We start from the raw sequence: 21,013 nt of genomic DNA, 5'->3' as shown, positions 1-21,013 counted from the left end.
GTCGCATGAGCATTCTGATCAACAAGGACACCCAGATCATCGTTCAGGGCATCACGGGCAAGGAAGGCGGGTTTCACACCCGCCAGATGCTCGGCTACGGCAGCCTCGTCGTGGGCGGCGTCACGCCGGGCAAGGGCGGCACGCACTTCGTCGAGGGCGAGCACTCCGTGCCCGTCTACAACTCGGTGCGCGAGGCCCTCGCCGCCCACCCGAAGGTCACCGCTTCGGTGATCTTCGTGCCCCCGCCGTTCGCCGCGAACGCCATCATCGAGGCCGCGATGAACAAGGTCGGTCTCATCGTGTGCATCACCGAGGGCATCCCCGTGCACGACATGGTGCGAGCCCGCGCGGTGGTCGAGGAGTGCGGCGTGCAGCTCATCGGCCCCAACTGCCCGGGCCTCATCACGCCGGGCGAGTGCAAGATCGGCATCATGCCGGGCAACATCTTCTCTCGCGGGCCGGTGGGCTTCGTTTCGCGCAGCGGGACCCTGGTCTACCAGGTGGTCGATGAGCTCACCCGCGCGGGTCTCGGTCAGTCGACCTGCGTGGGCATCGGGGGCGACCCGGTGAACGGCACGTCGTTCAAGAAGACGCTCGAGCAGTTCCACAAGGATCCCGAGACCAAGGTCGTGGTGCTCGTCGGCGAGATCGGTGGAACCCAGGAGGAAGAGGCGGCCGAGTACATCGGTCTGCACAAGATTCCCACCGTTGCGTTCATCGCAGGTCGCACGGCTCCGCCCGGAAAGCGCATGGGTCATGCGGGCGCCATCGTCTCTGGCAACAAGGGAACCGCCAAAGCCAAGGTCGAGGCGTTCCAGCAGGCCGGGGTGCACGTGGCCGACACCACCAGCGAACTGGTGGAGAAGGTCGCCGAGCTCTTGAAGGCCCAGGGTGTGGTCTTTGCCCCTCCCGCGGGCGCTGCTGTTTGATCATCGAGTACCTCGGGCACTCGTGCTTCCACCTGCGTGACGCAGGGGGGATGACGGTGCTCATCGACCCGTACGACGAGAGCGTCGGCCCCAAGGTGCCGTCGCGCCGCGCCGACTACACGCTCATCACCCACGCGCACGTCGACCACGACAACCTGTCGGCGGTCACTGGGCGCACCACGGTGGTGCAGGGGAGTGGTGCGCGGGGCGACGCGCGCCTGCCCGTGCACGGCGTTCTCGCCGCCCACGATGCCGTGGGCGGGCGAGAGCGGGGCATGGTGAACATGATGACGTTCTCGCTCGACGGGCTCCGTGTGGCGCATCTCTCCGATCTCGGTCACCTGCTCGATGTCGATCAGGTGGCCGAGCTTCGCCCGGTCGACATCGCCCTGGTGCCCGTTGGCGGCCCCCCGTTCACCGTAGATGGACGGGCCGCCCGAGCGGTGGTCGACATGCTCGACCCTCGTGTGGTCATTCCCATGCACTATCGCACCGCCAGCACCCGCCGCGATCGCTTCCCCATCGACGATGTCGAGCCGTTTCTCGAGGGCCACAGACGCGTCGAGCGCGTTCGCTCAGGTGTTCTCGAGATCACGCGCGCCTCGCTTCCGGTGCAGCAGACCATCTTCGTTCTCACCCCCACCATGTAGCCGAGGAGCCTCTCATGCAACGAACTGCCGACGCAGCGGTCGCACCTGCTGCCGAACCGACCATGGAAGGCAAGATCGAGCAGCTTCAGGAGCGCCGCGCAGAGGCGCATCGCGGGGGCGGTGAAGCCCGCGTCGCCGCCCAGCACAAGCGCGGCAAGCGCACCGCGCGCGAGCGCGTCACCGCGCTGCTCGATCCGGGGACGTTTCGCGAGATGGACATGTTCGTGACGCACAACTGTCACGACTTCGACCTGGCCGACAAGAAGTTCTATGGCGATGGCGTGGTCACGGGGCATGGACGTATCGAGGGCCGTCTCGTCTATGTGTTCGCACAAGACTTCACCGTCTTCGGCGGCTCGCTGGGCGAGATGTTCGCGGCAAAGATCTGCAAGGTGATGGATGCCGCGGTGAAGAACGGCGCCCCCATCATCGGGCTCAACGACTCCGGGGGCGCGCGCATCCAGGAGGGCGTGGTGAGCCTGGGTGGCTATGCCGAGATCTTCTGGCGCAACACCCGCGCCAGCGGCGTGGTTCCGCAGCTCTCGGCCATCGTGGGGCCCTGCGCGGGAGGCGCGGTGTACTCGCCGGCCATCACCGACTTCGTGGTGATGGTCGAGGAGATCGCCCACATGTTCATCACGGGGCCGGATGTCATCAAGACGGTGACCAACGAAGACGTGACCTTCGAGGCCCTGGGCGGCGCGCACACGCACGCGGCAACCAGCGGTGTGTCGCATTTCTCGGTGCCGGATGAAGACGCGTGCTATGCCTTGCTGCGCGAGCTGCTCTCGTTCATGCCCTCGAACAATCTCAGTGACCCGCCGCGCCTGCCTGTTTCCGACCCCGTCGACCGTCGTGATCTCGACCTGCGCGGGGTGGTGCCGGCGAATCCGAACAAGCCCTACGACATGCGCGATGTCATCGAGCGCGTGGTAGACGATGGGCACTTCGTCGAGGTGCAGGGCGAGTGGGCCCAGAACATCGTCGTTGGCTTCGCGCGCCTGGGCGGCCGGCCCGTGGGTCTGGTGGGCAACAACCCCCAGGTGCTGGCCGGCGTGCTCGACATCGATGCCAGTCTCAAGGCGGCGCGATTCGTGCGCTTCTGCGACGCGTTCAACATTCCGCTGGTGACGTTTGTCGATGTGCCAGGCTTCCTCCCGGGCACACAGCAGGAGCACGGCGGCATCATCAAGCACGGGGCCAAGCTGCTCTACGCCTACTGCGAGGCCACCGTTCCAAAGGTTACCGTCATCACGCGCAAGGCCTATGGCGGCGCCTACGACGTGATGTGCTCGAAGCACATCCGCGCCGACTACAACTTCTCGTGGCCCACGGCAGAGATTGCGGTCATGGGCCCACAAGGCGCCATCAACGTGATCTTTCGTCGCGAGCTCGAGGCCGCTGATGACCCGCAGGCCCGCCGGGCCGAGCTCGTGGCTGATTACACCGACAAGTTTGCTTCGCCCTATGCCGCGGCTGCACGCGGCTACATCGATGACATCATCGAGCCGGAGGAGACCCGCCCCCGTCTCATCGAGGCGCTCGAGACCCTCGATGGCAAGCGCGAGGAACGACCCTCGCGCAAGCATGGGAACATCCCCCTGTAGCCCCTCCCTCAGGTGACGCCGCCCGTGGGCGGCCAGAAGCGACGTTCCACGCGTCGCACGAGGCGCATCCAGAGCTGCTCGCGCAGGGCCAGCGGTCTTACGAGAATGGTGAAGATGCCGAGCCGGTGTCCCAGCAGGATGTCGGTGAAGATCTGGTCGCCGATGATGACCGTGCTCTGCTGCGTTGCTCCGAGCAGCGCCATGGCGGCGCGCGCTGCAGCTCTGCGGGGCTTGAGCGCAAAGGCCACGTAGGGCACGTCGAGGGCCGCTGCATATTCGGCCACGCGATTCGAGCGGCTGTTCGAAAGGACACAGACCCGCAGGCCCGCCTGACGCGCGTGCGCCACCCACTGCGAGGCTGCGGGGTCGAGTCGTCGCGATCCCCACGCGAGAAGCGTGTTGTCGAGATCGACAAGGACGCAGGTGCGCCCCATCTCAAGAAGCAGAACGGGGTCGAGCTCTTGAACGCCATCGACCACCAGGTGCGGCACCAGCCGCCCTCGGGTCGAACGCGGCGGCGGCTTCACGGCCCTTCTTGGCGGGCCTGCACGAACTGCATCTGGAGCTCGGTCACCATCTGAAGCATCTGCTGTCGCTCGTCATTGGGGAGCATGCCCTCCAGCTTCTCGAACAGGGCCTTGGCGCACTCTACGGCCAGATGGGCCTGCGTCAGGTCGCGCGTCTTGCGCCCCTGCAGGGGGTTCTCGACCCGCCCCATGAACACAAAGGCCTGGCCTGCGAGCATGGGGATGAGCGACTTCACCAGTGCGGTGACGTCGCGGGGCAGCACCTTCTCCATCATGGCCCGCATCTCGGGGTTCCAATCCGGTCCGGGGACCGATCCACCAAGGCTCATCTCGTCTGCTCCTCGCTCTGCAGATGCCATCCGCGCTCGGCTGGCTACTTCTTTGATGTCAGGGTCTCCGTCATGCCATCTGCCTCTACGTCATAGGGGAGGTAGAGCGACTTGATCACGAGGTTCAGGGGCACGAAGGTGGTGCTCCCGTTCATCTCGGGATAGGCGAACACTGCCTTGATGGGGGAGATGAACTTCTTCTCTGCACCTGCGCCGTGGCTCACCACGTAGGTCTTGATGTCGGTCAGCTGAGGTCCGACCTCGAACTGGAGGCGCTGGGCGCCTTTCTTGATCCACAGCAGCTGCCGGTTGCCGCTGGCGGTGGAGATCCCGGCGTCGTCGGCGCCGAGCTTCTTGAACAGCGCTGGAGAGAACGCCACCATGACGAGGTGGATGTTCTGACGCTTGTACGGAGCCTTGGGGAGCAGGTCCTTGTTGTTCGAGACGTCCTTGCCGTCGATGATCAGCTTGACCTCTCCAGCCTTCTCGTCGCGCCAGTCGAGGAGCGCCTGCTGGCGGGCCCAGCGCCCTTTGCTCTGGAGATTGTCAACCACATCGGCGAGTGCGAAGTACGCTTCGTGGGCACAGGCGTCGGCGGCGGAATTGATCTGCTTGGGTGTCGCGGTGGCGGCGATGGTGACGTGACCGCGGTACATCTCGCGCGTCATGCGGTCACTGCGGTCGGCCATGAGGATGCCCACGTAGACGATGTCGTCAGGCGCGATGTGAAGGTACGATGCAGCGGCGCCGAGATTGCCGTAGCTGTTCTCGACCCACGACACCCCCTTCTTCTTCATTCGCTCGGTGAAACCGAGCATGTTGAAGCGCTTCAGCAGTGCCTGGGCGAAGGTGCGCTGGTTCTGGCTGTTGCCGCTGTAGACGACATACACGAAGACCTTGTTTTCCGGTGTTGCCGCAGCGGCCGCGCGCGGGAGGAGCAACGAGACGAGAAGCGAGAGTGCAAGCAGGCGCATGCGGTGCGTGACAAGGGACATGACGACCTCCGAGAGTGGATTGCGTGAAAGGCCTTTACCAGCGCGTGTTGCCAGAGACGCCTGGGCGCCCGCCGCCACTGACGCTGCCGCCCGGAGGCGGATAGTATCGCGGAGCGGGAGGGTAGTAGCGAGGCGCGGGTGCAGCGACGGGAGGCGGCTCCGGCGGCGGCACGAACGTCAGCGTGGCCTCGATGGCGCGCTTCTCGCCGGCCGTGGGATGAACCTTCTGCTCCCACGACTTGTACTTGTCTCCCCCCGCCACCTTCACGAGGTGGGTCTTGTCCGGCGAGACGTTGATCACGAGCGGGGTCGCGCCGACCTTGTTGCCGTCGACGAACACCGCGAACCCCTTGCCCTTGTTGGCGCTGATGGAGAGCACCGACGGCAGCGGCTTCTTCTCGGGACTCGAGGAGGGCTCGCTGGAAGGGGAGGTGGAAGCCGTGGGTGCGGGGTCGGTCTCGGGCACGGCGCCCGGGGTGCTGCTCGGTGTCTCGACGGGCTTTGTCTCCGGATCGGGCGTCGAGGGTGCCGCGCTCGGTGGCGTGCTCGGCGTGGCGCTCTTCACGGGCGCCGGAGATGCGGGCTCGGGCTCGCTCGAAGGAAGGGTCGACACGGCGGACGGTGATGCGGTGGACTTCCCGTCGTCGATGGGTGTCGCGCTCTTCGCGGGCTGCGGAGAGGCCTCTTCGGTGGCGGCAACGGATGCCGGCGCTGAGAACTCGCGGAACGAGAAGACAACGCCGCCTACGACCCCTGTGCCCAGGCCGAGGATGTACGAGACGATGACGACGACGGCCAGTCGCGCGATGTCCATTCCGAGAGAAGCCTCCGAAACCTGAGCCCTGTCTGTTGCTAGGCTATTCGTTGAGGCTTTCGATCTTCTCCTGCATCAGGAAGCCCGCGCCCACGGCCAGCAGCAGGAACAGCACCGCGCCGAGCGACGCGCCGCCCACCTCGATGGCGAATCGGCGGGTCGCCTCGGGTCTCCAGGTGAGGGCGGGAAGGCGCGCTGATCCGGACGAGGTCGCCTTCGATGCAGCCTTCTTCAGAGCCGGCCGGTCCGATATGCTCTCGGTGTCCTGGCGCATCACATACCAGCCAGCGGCTACAGCGGCCAGCGTGCCGATCCACAGGATCACGAGCGTGACGACGATGCCGGTGGGAAACGGTTTCTTGCTCAAGGTGTCCTCAGATGCTCAGCTTCAGGCGGTAGATGCCCATGGAGATGATGTCACCGCTTCTCAGCACCACGCGTTCGTGGGGGTCGAGCGCGACACCGTTGACGCGTATCTGGTAGCGTTCGGCGTCTTCACCCTCGACCAGGCTCACGAAGATGTGCTGACCGTTGTCGAACCGCAGCTCGGCCTGCTCGGCTGAGCTGATGGTGTAGTGGTTCAGCTGGATGTGGCTCTGCGTCTCGCCCGGCGATTTCGAGAACACGAATCGGGGGGCGCTGCCGTCTCCCGCGGGCCAGACCAGGGGGATCTCTCGCGGGTCGCGTGGGGAGAAGTTCCCGTAGACAACCTCGAGGTGCCCCAGGCGCTTGAATGTGTTCGGGTTCTCTGGCTGCTGCAGCACGATGTTCACGCCAACAGCCTCGTAGCGGCGCTCCCCTTGCTTCGGACGCGTGGGGGGACCGGCGTCGCCCGCGGATGGGGGACGGGTGCGGCTCTCGCCAGGTGGGCTGGGCGGATCCATCTCCCGGGTCTCGCGTGCCTTGTGGAGGTCGCGGGTCTCGAAGCGCGGCGCTTGTGAGGGATCGATGGAGGCGCGGTCACGCGCCTTGGGACGCGTGGCGTCGAACATGTCGCGGGATCCGCCCCGCTCGGGCTCAGAACCGCCTGCGGTGTTGCGCTGGGCGCGGAAGGTGCGGTCTGGAGGCGCGTCGGGCAGAGATGAGAGATCGATGCGCGACGGCGTGGTGCCAGAGGGGCGCGCCCTGGGCGTGTCATCGCGTTCGCCTGCGCGTGCCGTGGATGAGGTTCGAGGGTCGACCTCCCGGTTCGACGGGATGACGAGGTCGGCACGGGCTGGCCTCGACTCGCTGGTGTCATCCGGGCCACGGTCTGCGCTGCCCGAGGGGCGGGCGGACGGTCCGCCGAGGCGGCTGAAATCGGCGTCGGGGCCACGCAGATCGCGATCGCGCGCGCCGCTCGGCATTGCGTTGTCGCGCCGCGCGCGACGCTCGATCACCAGGGTCTGATGGGGTTCCTGGTCGAGGCTGGTGGGGATTCGGCCCCGAACCTCTCGCGCGGGTGGCGTGGGAGGTGCGGGGGGCTCTTCCGCGAGCGCGTCGATGAGAGGCTCGCCCGAGGGCGGGGCGGTGAACGCCAGAAAGGCAATGCCGATGGCCCCGAGGCCGAAGATGGCCGCGAAGGGGAGTATCAGCTTTGCGATGAGGAGATCCACAGGGGCGTCACCCAATCCTGGAGGCTTCCGCGGTATTCTGGGTCGAGAGCGGGGTCGTTGCGAGAAGCTCGCGGTTAGAAGTTCCCGGTGCGAAGACGGATCCCCTGTTCGGCGGGATGGCAGGGGGGGGAGCGCCGTGGTGACGAACCGTGGGCGAGCCATGTCACATAAGATGGACCTCATCGTCACTGCCCCCCACATCGTCACCTGCGCTCCAGGTGATCGCCCTCGGACGGGCCGGGGCATGCGCGACATCGGGTGCGTGGAGGACGCAGCCCTCGGCATCATCGACGGTCGCGTCGCCTGGGTGGGGACGCGCGCGCAGAGCGCGTGTCTCGTGGGGCCGCGGTACGCTGTGCAGGCAGACCAGTGCGTGGTGCCGGGCCTCGTCGACGCGCACACGCATCCGATATGGGGGGGCAGCCGGACAGGGGAGTTCGAGATGCGCGCCGCGGGAGCGACCTATCTCGACATCCACCGAGCCGGGGGCGGCATCATGAGCACGGTGCGCGCGACCCGGGCCCTCGACGCAGCCTCTCTCGCCTTGCGAACGCGTCTCCACCTCACCCGCATGCTGACCCACGGGACCACGACGGTGGAAGCCAAGAGCGGCTATGGCCTCGATCTGGACACCGAGCTGCGCGATCTCCGCGTTCTGCGTGAGGCGGCGCGGTCGCTTCCGATGCAGGTCGTGCCGACGTTCATGGGGGCACACGCCGTACCGTCTGAGCATGCCTCGTCGCGGGCAGCGTACATCGATCTCGTTGCGGGCCCCATGATCTCGCGTGTGGCCGAGGAGGGGCTGGCGGCGTACTGTGACGTGTTCTGCGAAGACGGCGCCTTCACCCTCGAAGAGTCGCGCCGAATCCTGGAGGCGGCTCGGGCGAGGGGACTGGGCCTGAAGATCCATGCGGAGGAGTTCGCCTATCTCGGGGGGGCGCGCATGGCGGCCTCTCTCGGTGCGGTCTCGGTCGACCACCTGCTCAGCCTTCCCTCGTCCGACTTCGATGCCATCCGCGCAGGAGGCAGCATTGCCGTTCTGCTGCCCGGCACGGCCTTCTTCCTGGGGAAGACCGCGTATGCGCCCGCGAGAGGGCTCATCGAGGCCGATGTTCCCGTGGCGATTGCCACCGACTTCAACGCCGGGTCGTGCATGACGGAGAGCCTTCCCATGGCGCTGTCGGTCGCCATCCTCCAGATGCGCCTCACGCCCGAGGAAGCCATTGTGGCCGGCACCGTGAACGCAGCCCATGCTGTGGGACGAGGCGCCGATGTCGGCAGCCTCGAGCCGGGGAAGCGGGCAGATTTTCTCGTGATCGACTGCGCTGACCCGCGGGAGTGGCTCTACCACTTCGGCGTCAATCTGGTGGCCGAGGTCTGGACCGGCGGGGAGCGACGGGTGCGCAGGGCAGCGATCGATGACGGTGGCCCGTCAGGGTCTTGAGAAGCATGATCGATGGGAGAGGTGCAGATGCTCGATGACAGCCTGCGGTCGTTTCTCGACCGCCTCGGGTCGGCAGACCCCGTGCCAGGGGGAGGGGCAGCCAGTGCGCTTGCCGCAGCGCTCGCGGCAAACCTGTTCAAGATGGTGGTGGCGCTGACGCGTCAGAAGGAAGCTGACAAGAACGACCTTCTTGCGCCGGTCGAGGCGCGCCTCAACGATCTCGCGACGGATCTGGGGGCACTGGTGACCCGTGACGCTGACGCCTATCAGCGGGTGCGTCACGCCTATCAGATGCCCAAGGACGCCGAAGATCAGCGGATCCGCCGAGCCATGGAGATCCAGCTGGCGATGCGTGAGGCCACCAATGTGCCGCTCGAGGTGGCCCAGCGGTGCGTGGAGCTGCTCGAATCGGCCATCGACGTCGTCGTGCTGGGGCGACCTTCAGCCATCAGTGACGCGGGCACCGCGAACTTCCTGGCGCTCTCAGCAGCGATGGGGGCGCTTCTCAACGTGCAGGTGAACCTCGAGCATGTGGACGACGACGACTTCGTTGCGTCTGCCTCGAGTCGTGCCGTCGCGATCCAGGAGCGTTGTCACGCCTGCTTTGAGCAGGTGCGGGTGAAGATCGCCGAGCGGATGGGTGCGGCATGAAGATGCGCATGTCGGCGGAGGTCGTGCGGGCTAGGGAGACAGGCAGGCCCGTGGTGGCCCTGGAGTCGAGCATCTGGTGCCAGGGGCTTCCGTGGCCCCAGAACCTCGAGGGGGCCCGGCGTGTGGCCCAGGCGGTCGTCTCTGAGGGGGCCGTGCCCGCGGTGCTGGCGGTCTCTGACGGAGAGGTGCGCGTGGGCCTCGAGGATGACGAGCTCGCGGCGTGGTGTGAGTCGCGCGACGCGGTGAAGATGGGCATGCGTGACATCGGATGGGTTCTTGCGCGTGGGATTCGGGGGGCGACCACGGTGTCGGCATCGGTGGCCATCTGCGCGGCAGCGGGGATCGAGGTGTTCGTCACCGGCGGCATCGGGGGCGTTCACCTGGATACAGGCGGGCACGATGTCTCCACCGATCTCGCTGCGCTTGCGGAGCATCCGGTGTGCGTGGTCTCGAGCGGCGCCAAGTCGGTTCTCGACGTAGATGCCACGCTCGAGCGACTCGAGAGCCTCGGGGTCTGCGTCATCGGATATGGCACCGACTGCTTTCCCGTGTTCTACAGCCCCACCAGTCGCTGGCCGGTGAGCGTTCGGCTCGATGACCCCGCCGAGGTGGCTGCCGCCTGGCGCGCCGCACGCGCCACAGGGCTGCGGCAGTCGATGCTGGTGGCCCATCCGGTGCCCGAGGCCGACGCCATCGATGCCGCCCTGATTGATCGGTGGGTGGCGGAAGCACTTGCCGAGGCTGCCCTGGCGCAGGTCAAAGGCAAGGACGTGACCCCCTTCCTGCTGGGCTGGCTGCACCGCCACAGCGAGGGGGCGACGTTGCGCGCCAACCTGTCACTGGTCGAGGCGAATGCACGGCTGGGGGCGCGCATCGCGGGGGCCCTGACCGCCGCAGGGCGGTCTCCGTCGCGCTGAAGGAGTCTTGCGCACGACCATCGCCCGCATCGCGCAGGGGGGGGCGCCTCAGGGCGCTGCTTGTGTGATGCGAGGGCGAGCACTGCCCACGGAACGCAAAAGCCGCCCCCGAATCGATTCGATCTCGGGGCGGCTGACCCGTCAGTGTCTCAGGAGATCAGGCGTTGGCCGCTGCCTTGTTGAGCTTGCGGGCGAGGCGTGACTTCTTGCGGGCTGCCGTGTTCTTGTGGATGATGCCCTTGACGGCCGCCTTGTCGATCACCGAGAATGCGGCGTTGGCAATCGTCTTGCCCTCTTCGACATTCTTCTTCACCGCATCGACCGTGCGCTTGACGGCGGTCTTCACCGCGGAACGAGCGGCCTGGTTGCGAACGCGGCGTCGCTCGTTCACCTTGATGGACTTCTTTGCAGACTTCGTGTTGGCCAAAAGAGGCACCTCACAGCTTTTCTGTGGCAGCCGGCGGATGTCGCGACCGCTCGTTCTCTGTCGCCTCGCGCAGGAGATGCGCGTCTCGGGGTTCAGAGCCTCGGTATTATAGCATCTCGTCTGACCGGACGCAATAGGGGCGCGCAATCATCGTTTCGAGCGTGGTCGTTCCGTTTCACACGGGCCAGCTGAACACCCCATACGACCAGCGCCACGCCCACGGCCTGCAAGGCAGAGAACGGCTCGTTGAGGATCACGGCCGCGGTCACGATGATCAGCGGGCGCTGCAGCATGTTGATGATCGACATGCGTGTCGCGCCGAGCATCGACACGGCTGCGACAAATGCGACGTTGGCCAGGGCGCCGGTGAGGCCGATCCACATGCCGATGCCGATGGCTGTCGGGGGCACGGGGCCGATGAAGGGCAGAAGCAGCACGGTCACGAGGGTTCCGTTGATGATGAAGAACCAGGTCGAGATGAGCAGCGGTTCGTGGCGGCGTGTGAGATCTTCCAGGGCGGTTCGGTACAGGGTCGACGATATCACCGCCCCTCCGAGCAGCGCCAGGCCGAGCGCCGAGCACGACAGGCCGCCTTGTCTTCCCGGATCGAGGGTCACCAGCACGCCTCCGAAGCAGAGCACGAATCCACACCAGAACCGAAGATCGTGCACCTCTCTTCCCCGCGCCCTGTTGACGAGTGCCACGAGGGCCGGCGTGGTCGTGACGATGGTGAGCGCGGTGACCACTCCTGCGTGTGACAGACCCGCCAGCATGAGCAGATTGGTCATGAGCAGGAGCACGCTCACCCGTGCCATCTCTGCGCATCTGCGCCAGCCCATCCACCTCCAGCGTCGGGTGATCGGATAGATGAGAAGTCCGGACAACATCGTCTTCACGGTGAGCAGCTGCAGCGGCGTGGCGTGCGACTGATACCCGATCTTCACCAGGATGGGTTCGACATCGGCCGCCAGAAGGGCCAGAAGGGTCCACCCGACCACCGCGCTGCGGTGCGGGGGAGGCGTGGACGCGTCATCTGCGGGGCGCTCCGCCGGGCACGCGCCCGCAGCGGAGACGGCCGCCTGCTCGGGATCAGATGGGGACGCGGGCGTGCGCTCTTCGGTCGATGCGCTCATGCGAGCATCCATTCGACGATCCCGGAGGCAGACATCCCATCGAGTCCCAGCGCCGCAAGGGTTCGCCCGGTGCGCAGGAAGTCGATTCCCGTCACGATGGACGCGATGTTCACCGCGGCATCGATCATCGGGGTTCGCAGTCCGGCCAGGCGTGACAGCTCATACAGGGGAACCAGCGTGTTCGGCACGTCTTCGAGCAGATAGCGATGCGAGAGGGTGTCGGGAGCGAGGCTGTGCCGGTAGTTCGGCACCGACTGGATCGCCGCGAGCAGAGAGCTGCGGTTGCAGCCGTAGTAGCGATGCAGCAGCTCGGTCATGTCGATGAGCGGTGTGTCATAGGCACGCGCGAGGAGCTGGAACTCTGACTCCATCTGCTCGAGCAGGCAGACCGTTCGGTCGGTGAGTCCTTCGTAGTAGAATCGGAAGGGTGACTTTCGATCGATGGTGTTCAGGTTGGCCAGCATGATCGTCGGATGGCAGAGCGCCCCGAAGTCTGTGAGCCCTCGCTGCAGCACGTTGCGAGCGGGTTCCAGCCGAGGGAAGAAGGCGAGGAGCTGCCTGCCGTCAGCGACGGTTCGACCGGCCTGGGGAGCGGAGTACAGCGTCCATCCCTTGACGCCGCGAATCCAGACCGAGTCGTCGGGCTGGATTCGGCAGGCGAACAGCGCGTCGGTCTCCACCACGGCCACGCGCGATGCCTGCATCTCGTCGAGGATGCGCTGCGCCTCGACCGAGCCAGCCAGCTTGCTGCTGAACAGGATCAGGGTCTGTCCTGCTCGCAGGTGCGGTGCGAGGCGTCGGATCACCTCGCCGTATGCCGTGGTGACGGTGGCGATGAAGACGGTGTCGCAGTGCGTGACGGCCTTCCAGTCGGTGGTGACCGATTGCAGATCGAAGGTGCCTTGCACCCCTCCGCTCGCGCGGACCTGTCGAGTTGCGGCCAGGCTGCCGGTGCGCGAGAGATCTCGCACGAGCATGTGTACGACATGGCCCTGGGCGCTCAGGTAGGCCGCCAGGGCTCGTGCAGAGTTGCCCGCGCCGATGACGGCAATGGTCTGCTGCGAAGCAGGGCGGGCCAGGACAGCGTCGGGGGCGTCGAGTGTGAGCGTCACGGGGAAGCACCGATCTCCCTTGCATTGGGGCGCGGCGGTGCATGTGCGGGTCGCCACGTTGCGCGTATTGTTGTCGAAGCGAACGTGCGAAGTCAAGTGTTCCGGGTGAAAATTTTAGCGCATCACTAAATCGTCAACAGTGCGTCAACATGCGGTCAATGGCTCTGCGAAGGTGTCCTTGCGATCACGCGCCGAGGTGGGTCGCACGACGTGCCGGCAGCCCCTTCTTTCGGCCAGATGACGCGCGGTCGCTTCGTTCTACGGGGAGGCGCTCGGTGCGCTCACGCTCGTCGTGTCGATGCCGAGCTGCTCGAGCTGGCCCGCCAGGATCTCGTTGTTGCGATGGATGATCGCGGTCACGATGGCGATGGTGTCGCGGCGGGCCACGAGCTCCGCGGCCTCGAACGCCACGGTCAGGCTGCGCGGCAGATCGAGGATGCCGAACAGCTTCAGGCTCTCGTCGACGTGCGCCAGATGCGCGGCTTCGAGGCGCTCCTTCACAGCCGGGCTGTCGAGCCACTGCGCGATGTCGATTGCGTTGATTCCGAGGCGGGTGGGCAGCATGGGTCGTGCTCTCCGATTCTTGAGGTGGGGTTCATGGACGCGGGGCCGGCAGGCTGTGCTGCCGGCCCCGCATCAATGGGGTGGCCCGTGGGGGCTGCCGGGTGCCGATCAGTGCGCGGCCAGGGCCGACACCGTGCGGTACCGGTCTGCTGCGGCGCTCCAGTTGATGTTCTTGAAGAACGCCTCAACGTACTTTGCCCGCTCGGTGGGCTTGTAGTCGACGGTGAATGCGTGCTCCCAGATGTCCATGACGAGCACGGGAACGAATCCCGCGGGGTGCCCCTGCTCGTGCTCGGTCACCCAGAAGTTCTGCAGCAGGCCGGTGTGGGGGTCGGCGTAGAGAATCGCCCAGCCCACCCCACGCATGGTGCAGACGGTCTTGAAATCGGCGAGCCATGCGTCGAACGAGCCCCACTGCTCGTTGATGCGGGACGCGAGCGCCGAGCTCGGGTCGAGGGCGGCCGGTGCGCCGAGGTTGTCGAAGTAGAGCTCGTGAAGGCGCATGCCGTTGTACTCCCATCCGAGGCGCCGACGCAGCTCGGCGAGCCCGGGCGTGAGGCCGTTGGCGCCACCGTCGATCTGCTCCTTGATCTTCTGGAGGAGCGTGTTCGTGTTGTTCACATACCCTTCGTAGAGCTTGTAGTGCTGCTCAAGCTGCTCCTGGCTGAGGCCATCGAGGGTGAGGGTCCATTTCTTGGCGGTGTACACTGACATCTGGGGGGGACTTCCTTCCACATGAGGTTCGCAGGGATTAAGCGAGACGGCCAGGTTTCCTGCCTGGGACCGCGCATCGGCCTGCCAGAGCAGGGTGGGGGCGATGAAGGCCGCTAGATGTTCCAGGTCGAGAGCTCGTTCACGAACTCCCGGTTCGTGAGGTTGAGCTGCACGGGCGTGATGGAGACGCGGTTGTCGAGAACGGCGGCGAAATCTGTGCCCGGAACGCGCTCTCCTCGCGGGATGGCGCCCGTGATCCAGTAGTACTCGCTGCCGCGGGGGTCTTCGCGCTTGATGAGACGCTGCTCGTAGATGCTCTCCCCCTGGACGGTGGCTTCCAATCCCTTGAGTGCGTCGAGGGGTACGTTCGGTACGTTCACGTTGAGAAAGGTGCGTGGCGGGAGGGGATGACGCTGGAGCGCGACAGCGATGCGTCGTGCGACCGCCGCGCCCGTCTCCCAGTGCAGGTCTTCATAGGCTGCCTGCGAGATGGCAAACCCGGGGACCCCGTGGATGAGCCCTTCCATGGCCGCCGACACGGTTCCGGAGTAGGTGAGGTCATCGCCGAGGTTCGCCCCGCGATTGATGCCAGAGACCACCAGGTCGGGGCGCTGCGCCATCAGATCGTAGATGCCGAGGAGAACGCAGTCGCTGGGGGTACCGTCACAGGCGTAGACGATGCTGTGCTCGTCTCGTGAGAGCTCGCGCACGCGCAGCGGGTGGAAGAAGGTGAGAGAGTGGCCGACTGCGCTGCGCTCCCGGTCCGGGGCCACCACGGTGACGTGCCCGAGCGATTTTAGCGCGTTTACGAGGGCGTGCAGTCCGGGAGAAGAGACCCCGTCGTCGTTCGAGACGAGAATGTTCATCGGGAGGAGGGGGGGACGTGGCGCAGGGTCAGAGCGCTTCGGTGGAGCCGCGACGGCCCATGACGAGAAGCTTCTCGGCTTCCTCGATGAGGGCTCTGACCTGCTGGGCGCGCGGGTCGTTGGACGCACGGGCGCGCCGCTGATCGTGCCGGTAGTGGCGGACCACCAGGGCCGAGGTCAGTGCGAGGCCGAGCGCTCCCACGCCGACCCACAGCCATCTGTTGCCCGTCTGCATTCAGGCGTTACCGCTTTCTCGTGTCAGAAATCTGTGTGGTGGAGCTGATCAGAGTCGAACTGACGACCTCTTGAGTGCGATTCAAGCGCTCTCCCAACTGAGCTACAGCCCCATGAGACACGACCTGCGGCGGCGTTGCAGCCGACCGACGCACAGATTATAGCCAACTCCATTCTCCGTGTCAATGCGCCACCCGCAGCAGAACCCATGATCGCGGCGTGCAGGGGAGGGAGCGCGCGTCGGGCGTCGAATCTCGCCCAGACCGATGGAGCGGTGCAACACGCGCCAATCCACGTACCTGGGAGGTGCCTGATCTTGTCTGGCAAGCTGAACTTCAATCGAATGCTCACCGTGCTTGCGCTCTCCGCGGCGATCGGGGGAGCGAGTGGCGCGGCGCAGGCCGCGCCGGTGCAGTTCCAGACCGACCTGGCGCCGGTGACCGCCCCGAAGCCTCGACCCGTGGCGACTCCCGCGTCGACGCCGCAGCCATCGGCCCCCGCGAAGAACGAAGCCAGCACCGAGAGGCCCGCGCCGTACATCAAGCCCAGGCCCGTTCCCGCAGCCGTGCCCTATCCGAAGACGCCGGTCGAGAACGACCTGTTCGTCGGCCAGCCCATCGGTCCGCTCATGCTCAAGAACGCGGAGCAGATCCTGTTGCTCAACAGCCTTGCGACGGCCGACATGTCGCTGTGGACGGTGGTGCTGAAGCGAAACCACGCCATTCTCGATGACGAGTTCATCAGCGTGATGGGCAATCGCAGCGAAGACGCGATGCGCAAGGCGGTGACGTCGTTCACGTCGGTTCGCCAGCTGAACGGCCAGATCGACAAGGCGAACGCGGCCCACGACTCCCAGACGGCCGCTCGGCTCACAGAGCAGCGAAACCGCGCGGAGCGGGCCAGCAGCGGATATGTCGAGATCAGCTTCCGCTACGCCCTGCTCGGCGATCTCGCGGCCGCCGAGATCCACCGCCCGGACACCTGTCGCATCAAGCTTGCCGAGCGCTATATGGCGTCTCCGAACGGCGCGCACATGGCGCTGGCCATCGTGGGCAACATCCTCGTCACCGACAAGGACAACTACGAGGCGCTCGCGCTGTCGGCGCGCATCCGCTCGAAGATCGGTGACTACTACGGGGCCATGACGCAGTACGAGAAGGTGCTGCGCAGAAACGCGAACAACGCCGAGGCCTGGACCGCCATCGGCAAGGCGCACCTCCTGGTCTCCGACTTCCGCAAGGCGAAGGACGCTCTCCGCAATGCGGTTGCCTGCACCAGCGGCGGGAGCACAGAAGAGGCGAAGCAGCTCCTCGACAAGCTCGACCATCCGCAGCAGCTTCCTCCTCCCAGCGATCCGTCGATCACGCCGCTGGGCGTCGATACCACCGCCGATGCGGCAGAGGCGGTTCTGCTCACCGCGGAAGAGGCGATGCAGGCGAGTCGCCTGGAAGAGGCGCGCAAGGCCTTCGAACGGGTTGTCATGCTGCGCCCCACCGATGCACGCCCGCACATCAGGCTCGGTGACCTCTACTTCCGCCAGTCAGACTTCCTCAAGGCCATCGACGAGTACAACACGGCAACCAAGCTCTCGCCCGCGAATCCCCTCCCGCTGCGGTATCTCGGCCTGGCTTGCGAGAAGGTGTATGACTCCACGAAGAGCCCGCAGTATCTCGAGCGTGCGCTCGAGTGCATTGCGAGCGCCATCCGCATCAAGGCTGACTACGCCGAGGCGCGAACTGACCAGGAGCGCCTCCTCGCGAAGAAGTCAGCTGAGATGCCCCACTGACGCCCAGATGGCAATGCGAGCCAGAACCATGACGCTTCGTCGCTTTGCATCCGCGGGTGCGTGCCTGCGAACCAGCGCGCTCTCGCTGCTGCTCCTGGCCGCCGCGCTGGCGCTCGGTCCCCATCCGGCGAGGGCGGGTGCCGATCCGCGCGCGTACTGCGTGCAGGGCATCTACGTGGGCATGTCAGAGGCCGATCTGCAGCGTGCCCTGGGGTCGCTGATACGGGCTGAGTCGAGCGACGTGCCTGAGATCGATGGCGACAAGCGGTTCGAGCTCTGGTCTCCGCGTCGCGACCGTGATGTGGTCGTCGCCATCGACAAGACACGTCGGGTGGTCTGCGCGGTCGTGGGCACTGAGCTCTATCGTGACGGGCAGCAGCTCGTGCGCGCGGGGGAGTTCCAGTTCCGCGTCCAGCTTGGGCTGATGCCGTGGCAGCACGACGAGAAGTGGGTCTATCACGCAGACCGCTTCAAGCTGGCCTTTCTCTTCACCGTGGAGACCGCCAAGACGAACGCGGTGCTGTCACGCATCATTGCGGCCGACGCGGCGGTCGAGGTGAAGGGCGGCTGGCTGGGCGGTGTCGATCCGAGGCCGAACCGATCGGGGACCGGAACGGAGTTCCGCTGACCCTGGGTCGCGTGCTCGACGCGCCCCCTCGGGTCAGGCCATGATCTGCTTGAAGCTCTCCACGTCGTAGGCCCGAGCGAGCGCGTCTTCGTAGGTGATGAGCCCGGAGGTCACCAGCTGCTTGAGGCACGACTCCATCGTCTGCATGCCATACTCCGCGCCGGTCTCGATGATGCTGCGCAGATGATGGGCACGGGAGTCGCGGATCAGGTTTCTCACGGCGGGCGTTGCAATGAGGATCTCTGTCGCCAGAACCATGCCCTTCCCGCGGGAGCGCGGGATGAGGAGCTGTGAGAACACCCCTTCGAGGGTTGTCGCCAGCTGGATGCGCACCTGCGACTGCTGGTGCGCGGGGAACACGTCGATGATGCGATTGATGGTATCGATGGAGCCGTTGGTGTGGAGGGTCGAGAACACCAGGTGACCCGTCTCGGCCGCCGTCAGCGTGGTCTTCATGGTCTCGAGATCGCGCATCTCGCCCACCAGGATGATGTCGGGGTCCTGGCGCAGCGCGGAGAGGAGTGCGGCCGAGAAGGAGTTGGTGTGGATGCCCACCTCACGCTGCCGGATCAAGCACTTCTTGTTGACGTAGGTGTACTCGATGGGGTCTTCGATCGTGATGATGTGGCAGTTGCGCGTCATGTTGATGTACTCGATGGTGCTGGCAAGACTCGTGGTCTTGCCGCTCCCCGAGGGTCCGGTGACGAGGATGAGCCCCTGGTTGCGCTGCGCCAGCTCACGGATGATGAGGGGGACGCCCAGCTCCTGGTGATCGCGCGGGATGTTCGGGATGACGCGGAACACGGCTCCCATGGCGTCCTGCTCGAAGAACAGGTTGGCGCGGAAGCGCGCAACGTCTGGCAGCGCGATGGACAGGTCGAGCTCCTTGTCGTTCACCAGGCGCTCGTACTGCACGCCCGTCAGCAGACCGATGAGCATCTTCTGGATCTTGTCCGGCGTCAGCCGCTCGAGGGTGTGCAATGGAACCAGTTGCCCCTTGATTCGCAGAATGGGGAAGTTGGTGGCGGACAGATGCAGGTCGCTTGCATTCTGCTGGACGACGCGCTTCAGGAGGTCCTTGAGCGTTTCGTCGATCTGGTTCTTCGGGCTCGATTTGATGGTCATGCTGGCCTGTCAATGCGGCTGATCGGCAAGGATCGCGTGGACCGGGGTGGGCGGACGCGCTGATGCGTCGATCGGATTATTCGCACCACTGTCAGGGAGTCCTGCCCGAAGAGGGGACGGGGGGGAGGAGGCGGCCGCCGTCGACGAAAAGAACAGCGGCCCGGCACAGCACGGCTCGGCGTGGCTGGCGAACCTGCAAGCACGAACAGCGATGCCGTTGCAGCATACCTCGTAGTGGAGCCTGTTCGAATGGCGAATCTCAAGGGGCGCAGCCTCATCTCGATGGCCGATCTCACGCAAGACGAGGTCGAGAAGGTGCTCTCCCTGGCCCTTGACCTGAAGCAGCAGCGGAGAAGAGGCCTGGCCCACCCCTGGCTGCAGGGACGCGTGGTGGCCATGATCTTCGAGAAGCCGTCGACACGCACGCGCATCTCGTTCGAGGCTGGGGTGATGCAGCTCGGAGGGCAGGCCATCCTGCTCTCGTCTCGAGACATGCAGATCGGGCGCGGAGAGACGGTTGCCGACACGGCTCGCGTCCTGAGCCGCTTCGTCGACGCGGTCATGGCGCGCACGTTCGCCCACGAGACCCTGACCGAGCTGGCGCGCTGGGGGAGCATCCCGGTCATCAACGGGCTGTCTGACCTCGAGCACCCCTGCCAGGCGCTGGGCGATCTCCTCACGCTGCAGGAGCGCTTCGGCCGGCTCGAGGGCCTCAAGCTGGCCTATCTGGGTGATGGCAACAACGTGGCCAACTCGCTTCTGCTCGCGGCTGCCATCGCGGGGCTCGACTGCGCCGTCGCACACCCCCCGGGGTATGCGCCGGACGAGGCCATCGCGGCTCGCGCGGCAGAGATCGCTGCGGCGCGTGGACGCTCCGCCTGCGTGACGCAGGATCCGCAGGAGGCCCTGCACCAGGCGGACGCCGTCTACACCGACGTGTGGACGAGCATGGGGCAGGAGGGCGAGGAGGAGGCCCGCCGCTCGGTGTTCGCGCCCTACCAGGTGAATGAGCAGGCCATGGCGCGTGCGCGGCCCGACGCGGTGTTCATGCACTGCCTGCCGGCACATCGGGGAGAAGAGGTGTCCGCCGCCGTGATGGATGGCGCCCAGTCGATCGTGTTCGATCAGACAGAGAACCGCCTGCACGTGCAGAAGGCGGTCATGGCGCTCGTCGTCCCGTGAGGACCATCGCCGCACTCATCGCGCTGGCTCTGCTGGGGGTGCTTCTTGCCCTCGGCCTGCTGTCGAACGACGAGCTCAGACGGGTGTTCCGCATCTCCTCGGAAGCCATCAACCCGCTCGCGTGGCTGCAGGGCAGACCCGATCCGGACGAGGCCCGTGTCGTTCCTCTCGAGGCCATGAAGACGCACGGGGGCGCAAGCATGGTGAAGCGCGCCTCGTGGGAGGACATCGAGCACCGCCCTCGCCCGCGCGACAAGAGAACCGATCCCCTGCGCGGCACCACCGAGATGATGTTCCTCGACACGCCGCACGAGCTCGCCCTGGCCAAGGCGCTGCAACACGCCCGCCTGCCGAACAAGGTGCTCAAGGTGGGCATCGCCACGCGCAGCGGTGTTCGTGCCAGCGCGAAGGACAAGACCCGTCGACCGGTGGGGGAGATCGGTCTCATCGAGATCTACAGCGGGGAACCGATGCGTCGCGAGGCGATCGAGGAGAGCGTCGATCGCGCGGTGCAGGTCGCATTCGATACGGTGCCGTCTCTTCGGGAGGTCGACGTTGACGTGGTGCCCTGGCGAACCGTTCAGGGAATGAAGCCGCCCGTCCGCTTCTCGGTCTCGGCGCTGCGCAGCGCGTGGTTCAGCGTCTCTGGCGTGCGCTCGCACGGTGAGAACCTGCGCACGTGCGGCGCAGTCTGGGTCGATTCGCATGTCATGTCAGCCGGCATGCCCTGATCGGCGAGAGCGGGCGCTCGCCTCGCTGTCGCGGGGAAGGAGAAGCCAGGCCC

24 protein-coding genes and 1 tRNA gene are annotated in these 21,013 nt (G+C 66.1%); 10 read left to right on the top strand and 15 right to left on the bottom strand.

All coding sequences use genetic code 11. The annotated features are described in order from the left end of the window. The first annotated feature begins 5 nt into the window (after nt 1-5). The 3 genes from sucD (at nt 6) to EB084_01250 (ending at nt 3,186) form a co-directional block, all read left to right on the top strand. Nucleotides 6-929 (top strand): succinate--CoA ligase subunit alpha, encoded by a 924-nt coding sequence (sucD, locus tag EB084_01260; protein NDD26884.1) that lies wholly within the window; start codon nt 6-8, stop codon nt 927-929. Next, nucleotides 926-1,579, top strand: coding sequence for an MBL fold metallo-hydrolase (locus EB084_01255; GenBank protein NDD26883.1), 654 nt, complete (start codon nt 926-928; stop codon nt 1,577-1,579). Before sucD ends, EB084_01255 begins: the two co-directional genes overlap by 4 nt. Nucleotides 1,580-1,641: 62 nt before the next feature. Further along, a complete protein-coding gene (locus EB084_01250) occupies nt 1,642-3,186 on the top strand; it encodes an acyl-CoA carboxylase subunit beta (protein ID NDD26882.1) in 1,545 nt (514 codons plus the stop codon). Between the two features lie 8 nt (nt 3,187-3,194). Here EB084_01250 and EB084_01245 read toward each other — a convergent pair whose 3' ends face one another. The 6 genes from EB084_01245 to EB084_01220 are packed head-to-tail and all read right to left on the bottom strand — an operon-like array spanning nt 3,195 to nt 7,734. Continuing rightward, the gene (locus EB084_01245) at nt 3,195-3,713 is read right to left on the bottom strand and encodes a YqeG family HAD IIIA-type phosphatase (protein NDD26881.1); all 519 of its coding nucleotides are present in this window, start codon (nt 3,711-3,713) and stop codon (nt 3,195-3,197) included. Further along, nucleotides 3,710-4,072: a DUF1844 domain-containing protein gene (locus tag EB084_01240; GenBank protein ID NDD26880.1), complete on the bottom strand. Its 363-nt coding sequence runs from the start codon at nt 4,070-4,072 to the stop codon at nt 3,710-3,712. The genes EB084_01245 and EB084_01240 overlap by 4 nt, the downstream gene beginning before the upstream one ends. A 14-nt stretch (nt 4,073-4,086) precedes the next feature. Then, on the bottom strand, nt 4,087-5,037 hold the full coding sequence (locus EB084_01235; protein ID NDD26879.1) for a hypothetical protein: 951 nt from the start codon (nt 5,035-5,037) through the stop codon (nt 4,087-4,089). Between the two features lie 34 nt (nt 5,038-5,071). Further along, on the bottom strand, nt 5,072-5,851 hold the full coding sequence (locus tag EB084_01230) for a PEGA domain-containing protein (GenBank protein ID NDD26878.1): 780 nt from the start codon (nt 5,849-5,851) through the stop codon (nt 5,072-5,074). Nucleotides 5,852-5,894: 43 nt separating this feature from the next. Then, nucleotides 5,895-6,176: a hypothetical protein gene (locus tag EB084_01225; protein NDD26877.1), complete on the bottom strand. Its 282-nt coding sequence runs from the start codon at nt 6,174-6,176 to the stop codon at nt 5,895-5,897. Between the two features lie 49 nt (nt 6,177-6,225). After that, a complete protein-coding gene (locus EB084_01220) occupies nt 6,226-7,734 on the bottom strand; it encodes an FHA domain-containing protein (GenBank protein ID NDD26876.1) in 1,509 nt (502 codons plus the stop codon). On the opposite strand from EB084_01220, the gene EB084_01215 reads away from it, so the two are divergent. Genes EB084_01215 through EB084_01205 form a run of 3 tightly spaced genes read left to right on the top strand, consistent with a single transcriptional unit; the run spans nt 7,334 to nt 10,458 of the window. Further along, nucleotides 7,334-8,890 carry an imidazolonepropionase gene (locus EB084_01215; GenBank protein NDD26875.1) on the top strand — a complete coding sequence of 519 codons (1,557 nt, stop codon included), beginning with the start codon at nt 7,334-7,336 and terminating at the stop codon, nt 8,888-8,890. The two genes, EB084_01220 and EB084_01215, sit on opposite strands and share 401 nt — an antisense overlap. Nucleotides 8,891-8,902: 12 nt before the next feature. Next, a complete protein-coding gene (locus tag EB084_01210; GenBank protein NDD26874.1) occupies nt 8,903-9,541 on the top strand; it encodes a methenyltetrahydrofolate cyclohydrolase in 639 nt (212 codons plus the stop codon). Next, nucleotides 9,538-10,458: a pseudouridine-5'-phosphate glycosidase gene (locus EB084_01205; GenBank protein ID NDD26873.1), complete on the top strand. Its 921-nt coding sequence runs from the start codon at nt 9,538-9,540 to the stop codon at nt 10,456-10,458. The genes EB084_01210 and EB084_01205 overlap by 4 nt, the downstream gene beginning before the upstream one ends. A gap of 157 nt (nt 10,459-10,615) precedes the next feature. Here the strand turns inward: EB084_01205 and EB084_01200 are convergent, their stop codons facing one another. The 8 genes from EB084_01200 to EB084_01165 all read right to left on the bottom strand — a co-directional run bounded on the left by EB084_01200 (nt 10,616) and on the right by EB084_01165 (nt 15,621). Continuing rightward, entirely contained in the window at nt 10,616-10,885 is a 270-nt protein-coding gene (locus EB084_01200) for a 30S ribosomal protein S20 (GenBank protein NDD26872.1), read from the bottom strand. A 92-nt stretch (nt 10,886-10,977) separates the two neighbouring features. After that, complete coding sequence (locus tag EB084_01195) at nt 10,978-12,030, bottom strand: DMT family transporter (GenBank protein NDD26871.1); 1,053 nt, start codon at nt 12,028-12,030, stop codon at nt 10,978-10,980. Next, nucleotides 12,015-13,226, bottom strand: coding sequence for an NAD/NADP octopine/nopaline dehydrogenase (locus EB084_01190; protein ID NDD26870.1), 1,212 nt, complete (start codon nt 13,224-13,226; stop codon nt 12,015-12,017). The genes EB084_01195 and EB084_01190 overlap by 16 nt, the downstream gene beginning before the upstream one ends. A gap of 162 nt (nt 13,227-13,388) precedes the next feature. Next, entirely contained in the window at nt 13,389-13,694 is a 306-nt protein-coding gene (locus tag EB084_01185; GenBank protein NDD26869.1) for a hypothetical protein, read from the bottom strand. A 108-nt stretch (nt 13,695-13,802) separates the two neighbouring features. After that, on the bottom strand, nt 13,803-14,408 hold the full coding sequence (locus EB084_01180) for a superoxide dismutase (GenBank protein ID NDD26868.1): 606 nt from the start codon (nt 14,406-14,408) through the stop codon (nt 13,803-13,805). Between the two features lie 113 nt (nt 14,409-14,521). Then, nucleotides 14,522-15,274 carry a 5'/3'-nucleotidase SurE gene (gene surE / locus EB084_01175; protein ID NDD26867.1) on the bottom strand — a complete coding sequence of 251 codons (753 nt, stop codon included), beginning with the start codon at nt 15,272-15,274 and terminating at the stop codon, nt 14,522-14,524. Between the two features lie 28 nt (nt 15,275-15,302). After that, on the bottom strand, nt 15,303-15,509 hold the full coding sequence (locus EB084_01170; GenBank protein NDD26866.1) for a hypothetical protein: 207 nt from the start codon (nt 15,507-15,509) through the stop codon (nt 15,303-15,305). Between the two features lie 36 nt (nt 15,510-15,545). Then, nucleotides 15,546-15,621 (bottom strand) — tRNA-Ala (locus EB084_01165). 95 nt (nt 15,622-15,716) lie between these two features. Between EB084_01165 and EB084_01160 the strand changes: the two genes are divergently transcribed. Further along, entirely contained in the window at nt 15,717-17,294 is a 1,578-nt protein-coding gene (locus EB084_01160) for a tetratricopeptide repeat protein (GenBank protein NDD26865.1), read from the top strand. Between the two features lie 7 nt (nt 17,295-17,301). Then, complete coding sequence (locus EB084_01155; protein NDD26864.1) at nt 17,302-17,922, top strand: hypothetical protein; 621 nt, start codon at nt 17,302-17,304, stop codon at nt 17,920-17,922. A gap of 33 nt (nt 17,923-17,955) precedes the next feature. Here the strand turns inward: EB084_01155 and EB084_01150 are convergent, their stop codons facing one another. Then, nucleotides 17,956-19,047, bottom strand: a complete 1,092-nt coding sequence (locus tag EB084_01150) for a type IV pilus twitching motility protein PilT (GenBank protein NDD26863.1) — start codon at nt 19,045-19,047, stop codon at nt 17,956-17,958. A 249-nt stretch (nt 19,048-19,296) separates the two neighbouring features. Between EB084_01150 and argF the strand changes: the two genes are divergently transcribed. Both argF and EB084_01140 read left to right on the top strand, forming a co-directional pair. Beyond that, nucleotides 19,297-20,229: an ornithine carbamoyltransferase gene (argF, locus tag EB084_01145; GenBank protein ID NDD26862.1), complete on the top strand. Its 933-nt coding sequence runs from the start codon at nt 19,297-19,299 to the stop codon at nt 20,227-20,229. Further along, a complete protein-coding gene (locus EB084_01140; protein NDD26861.1) occupies nt 20,226-20,960 on the top strand; it encodes a hypothetical protein in 735 nt (244 codons plus the stop codon). Before argF ends, EB084_01140 begins: the two co-directional genes overlap by 4 nt. Nucleotides 20,961-21,013 lie beyond the last annotated feature (53 nt).

The sequence above is a fragment of the Pseudomonadota bacterium genome (genome assembly GCA_010028905.1).
Lineage (GTDB): Bacteria > Vulcanimicrobiota > Xenobia > RGZZ01 > RGZZ01 > RGZZ01.
The sequence above is the reverse complement of the archived record's forward strand: the minus strand, read 5'-3'. Positions and strand labels throughout refer to the sequence as shown.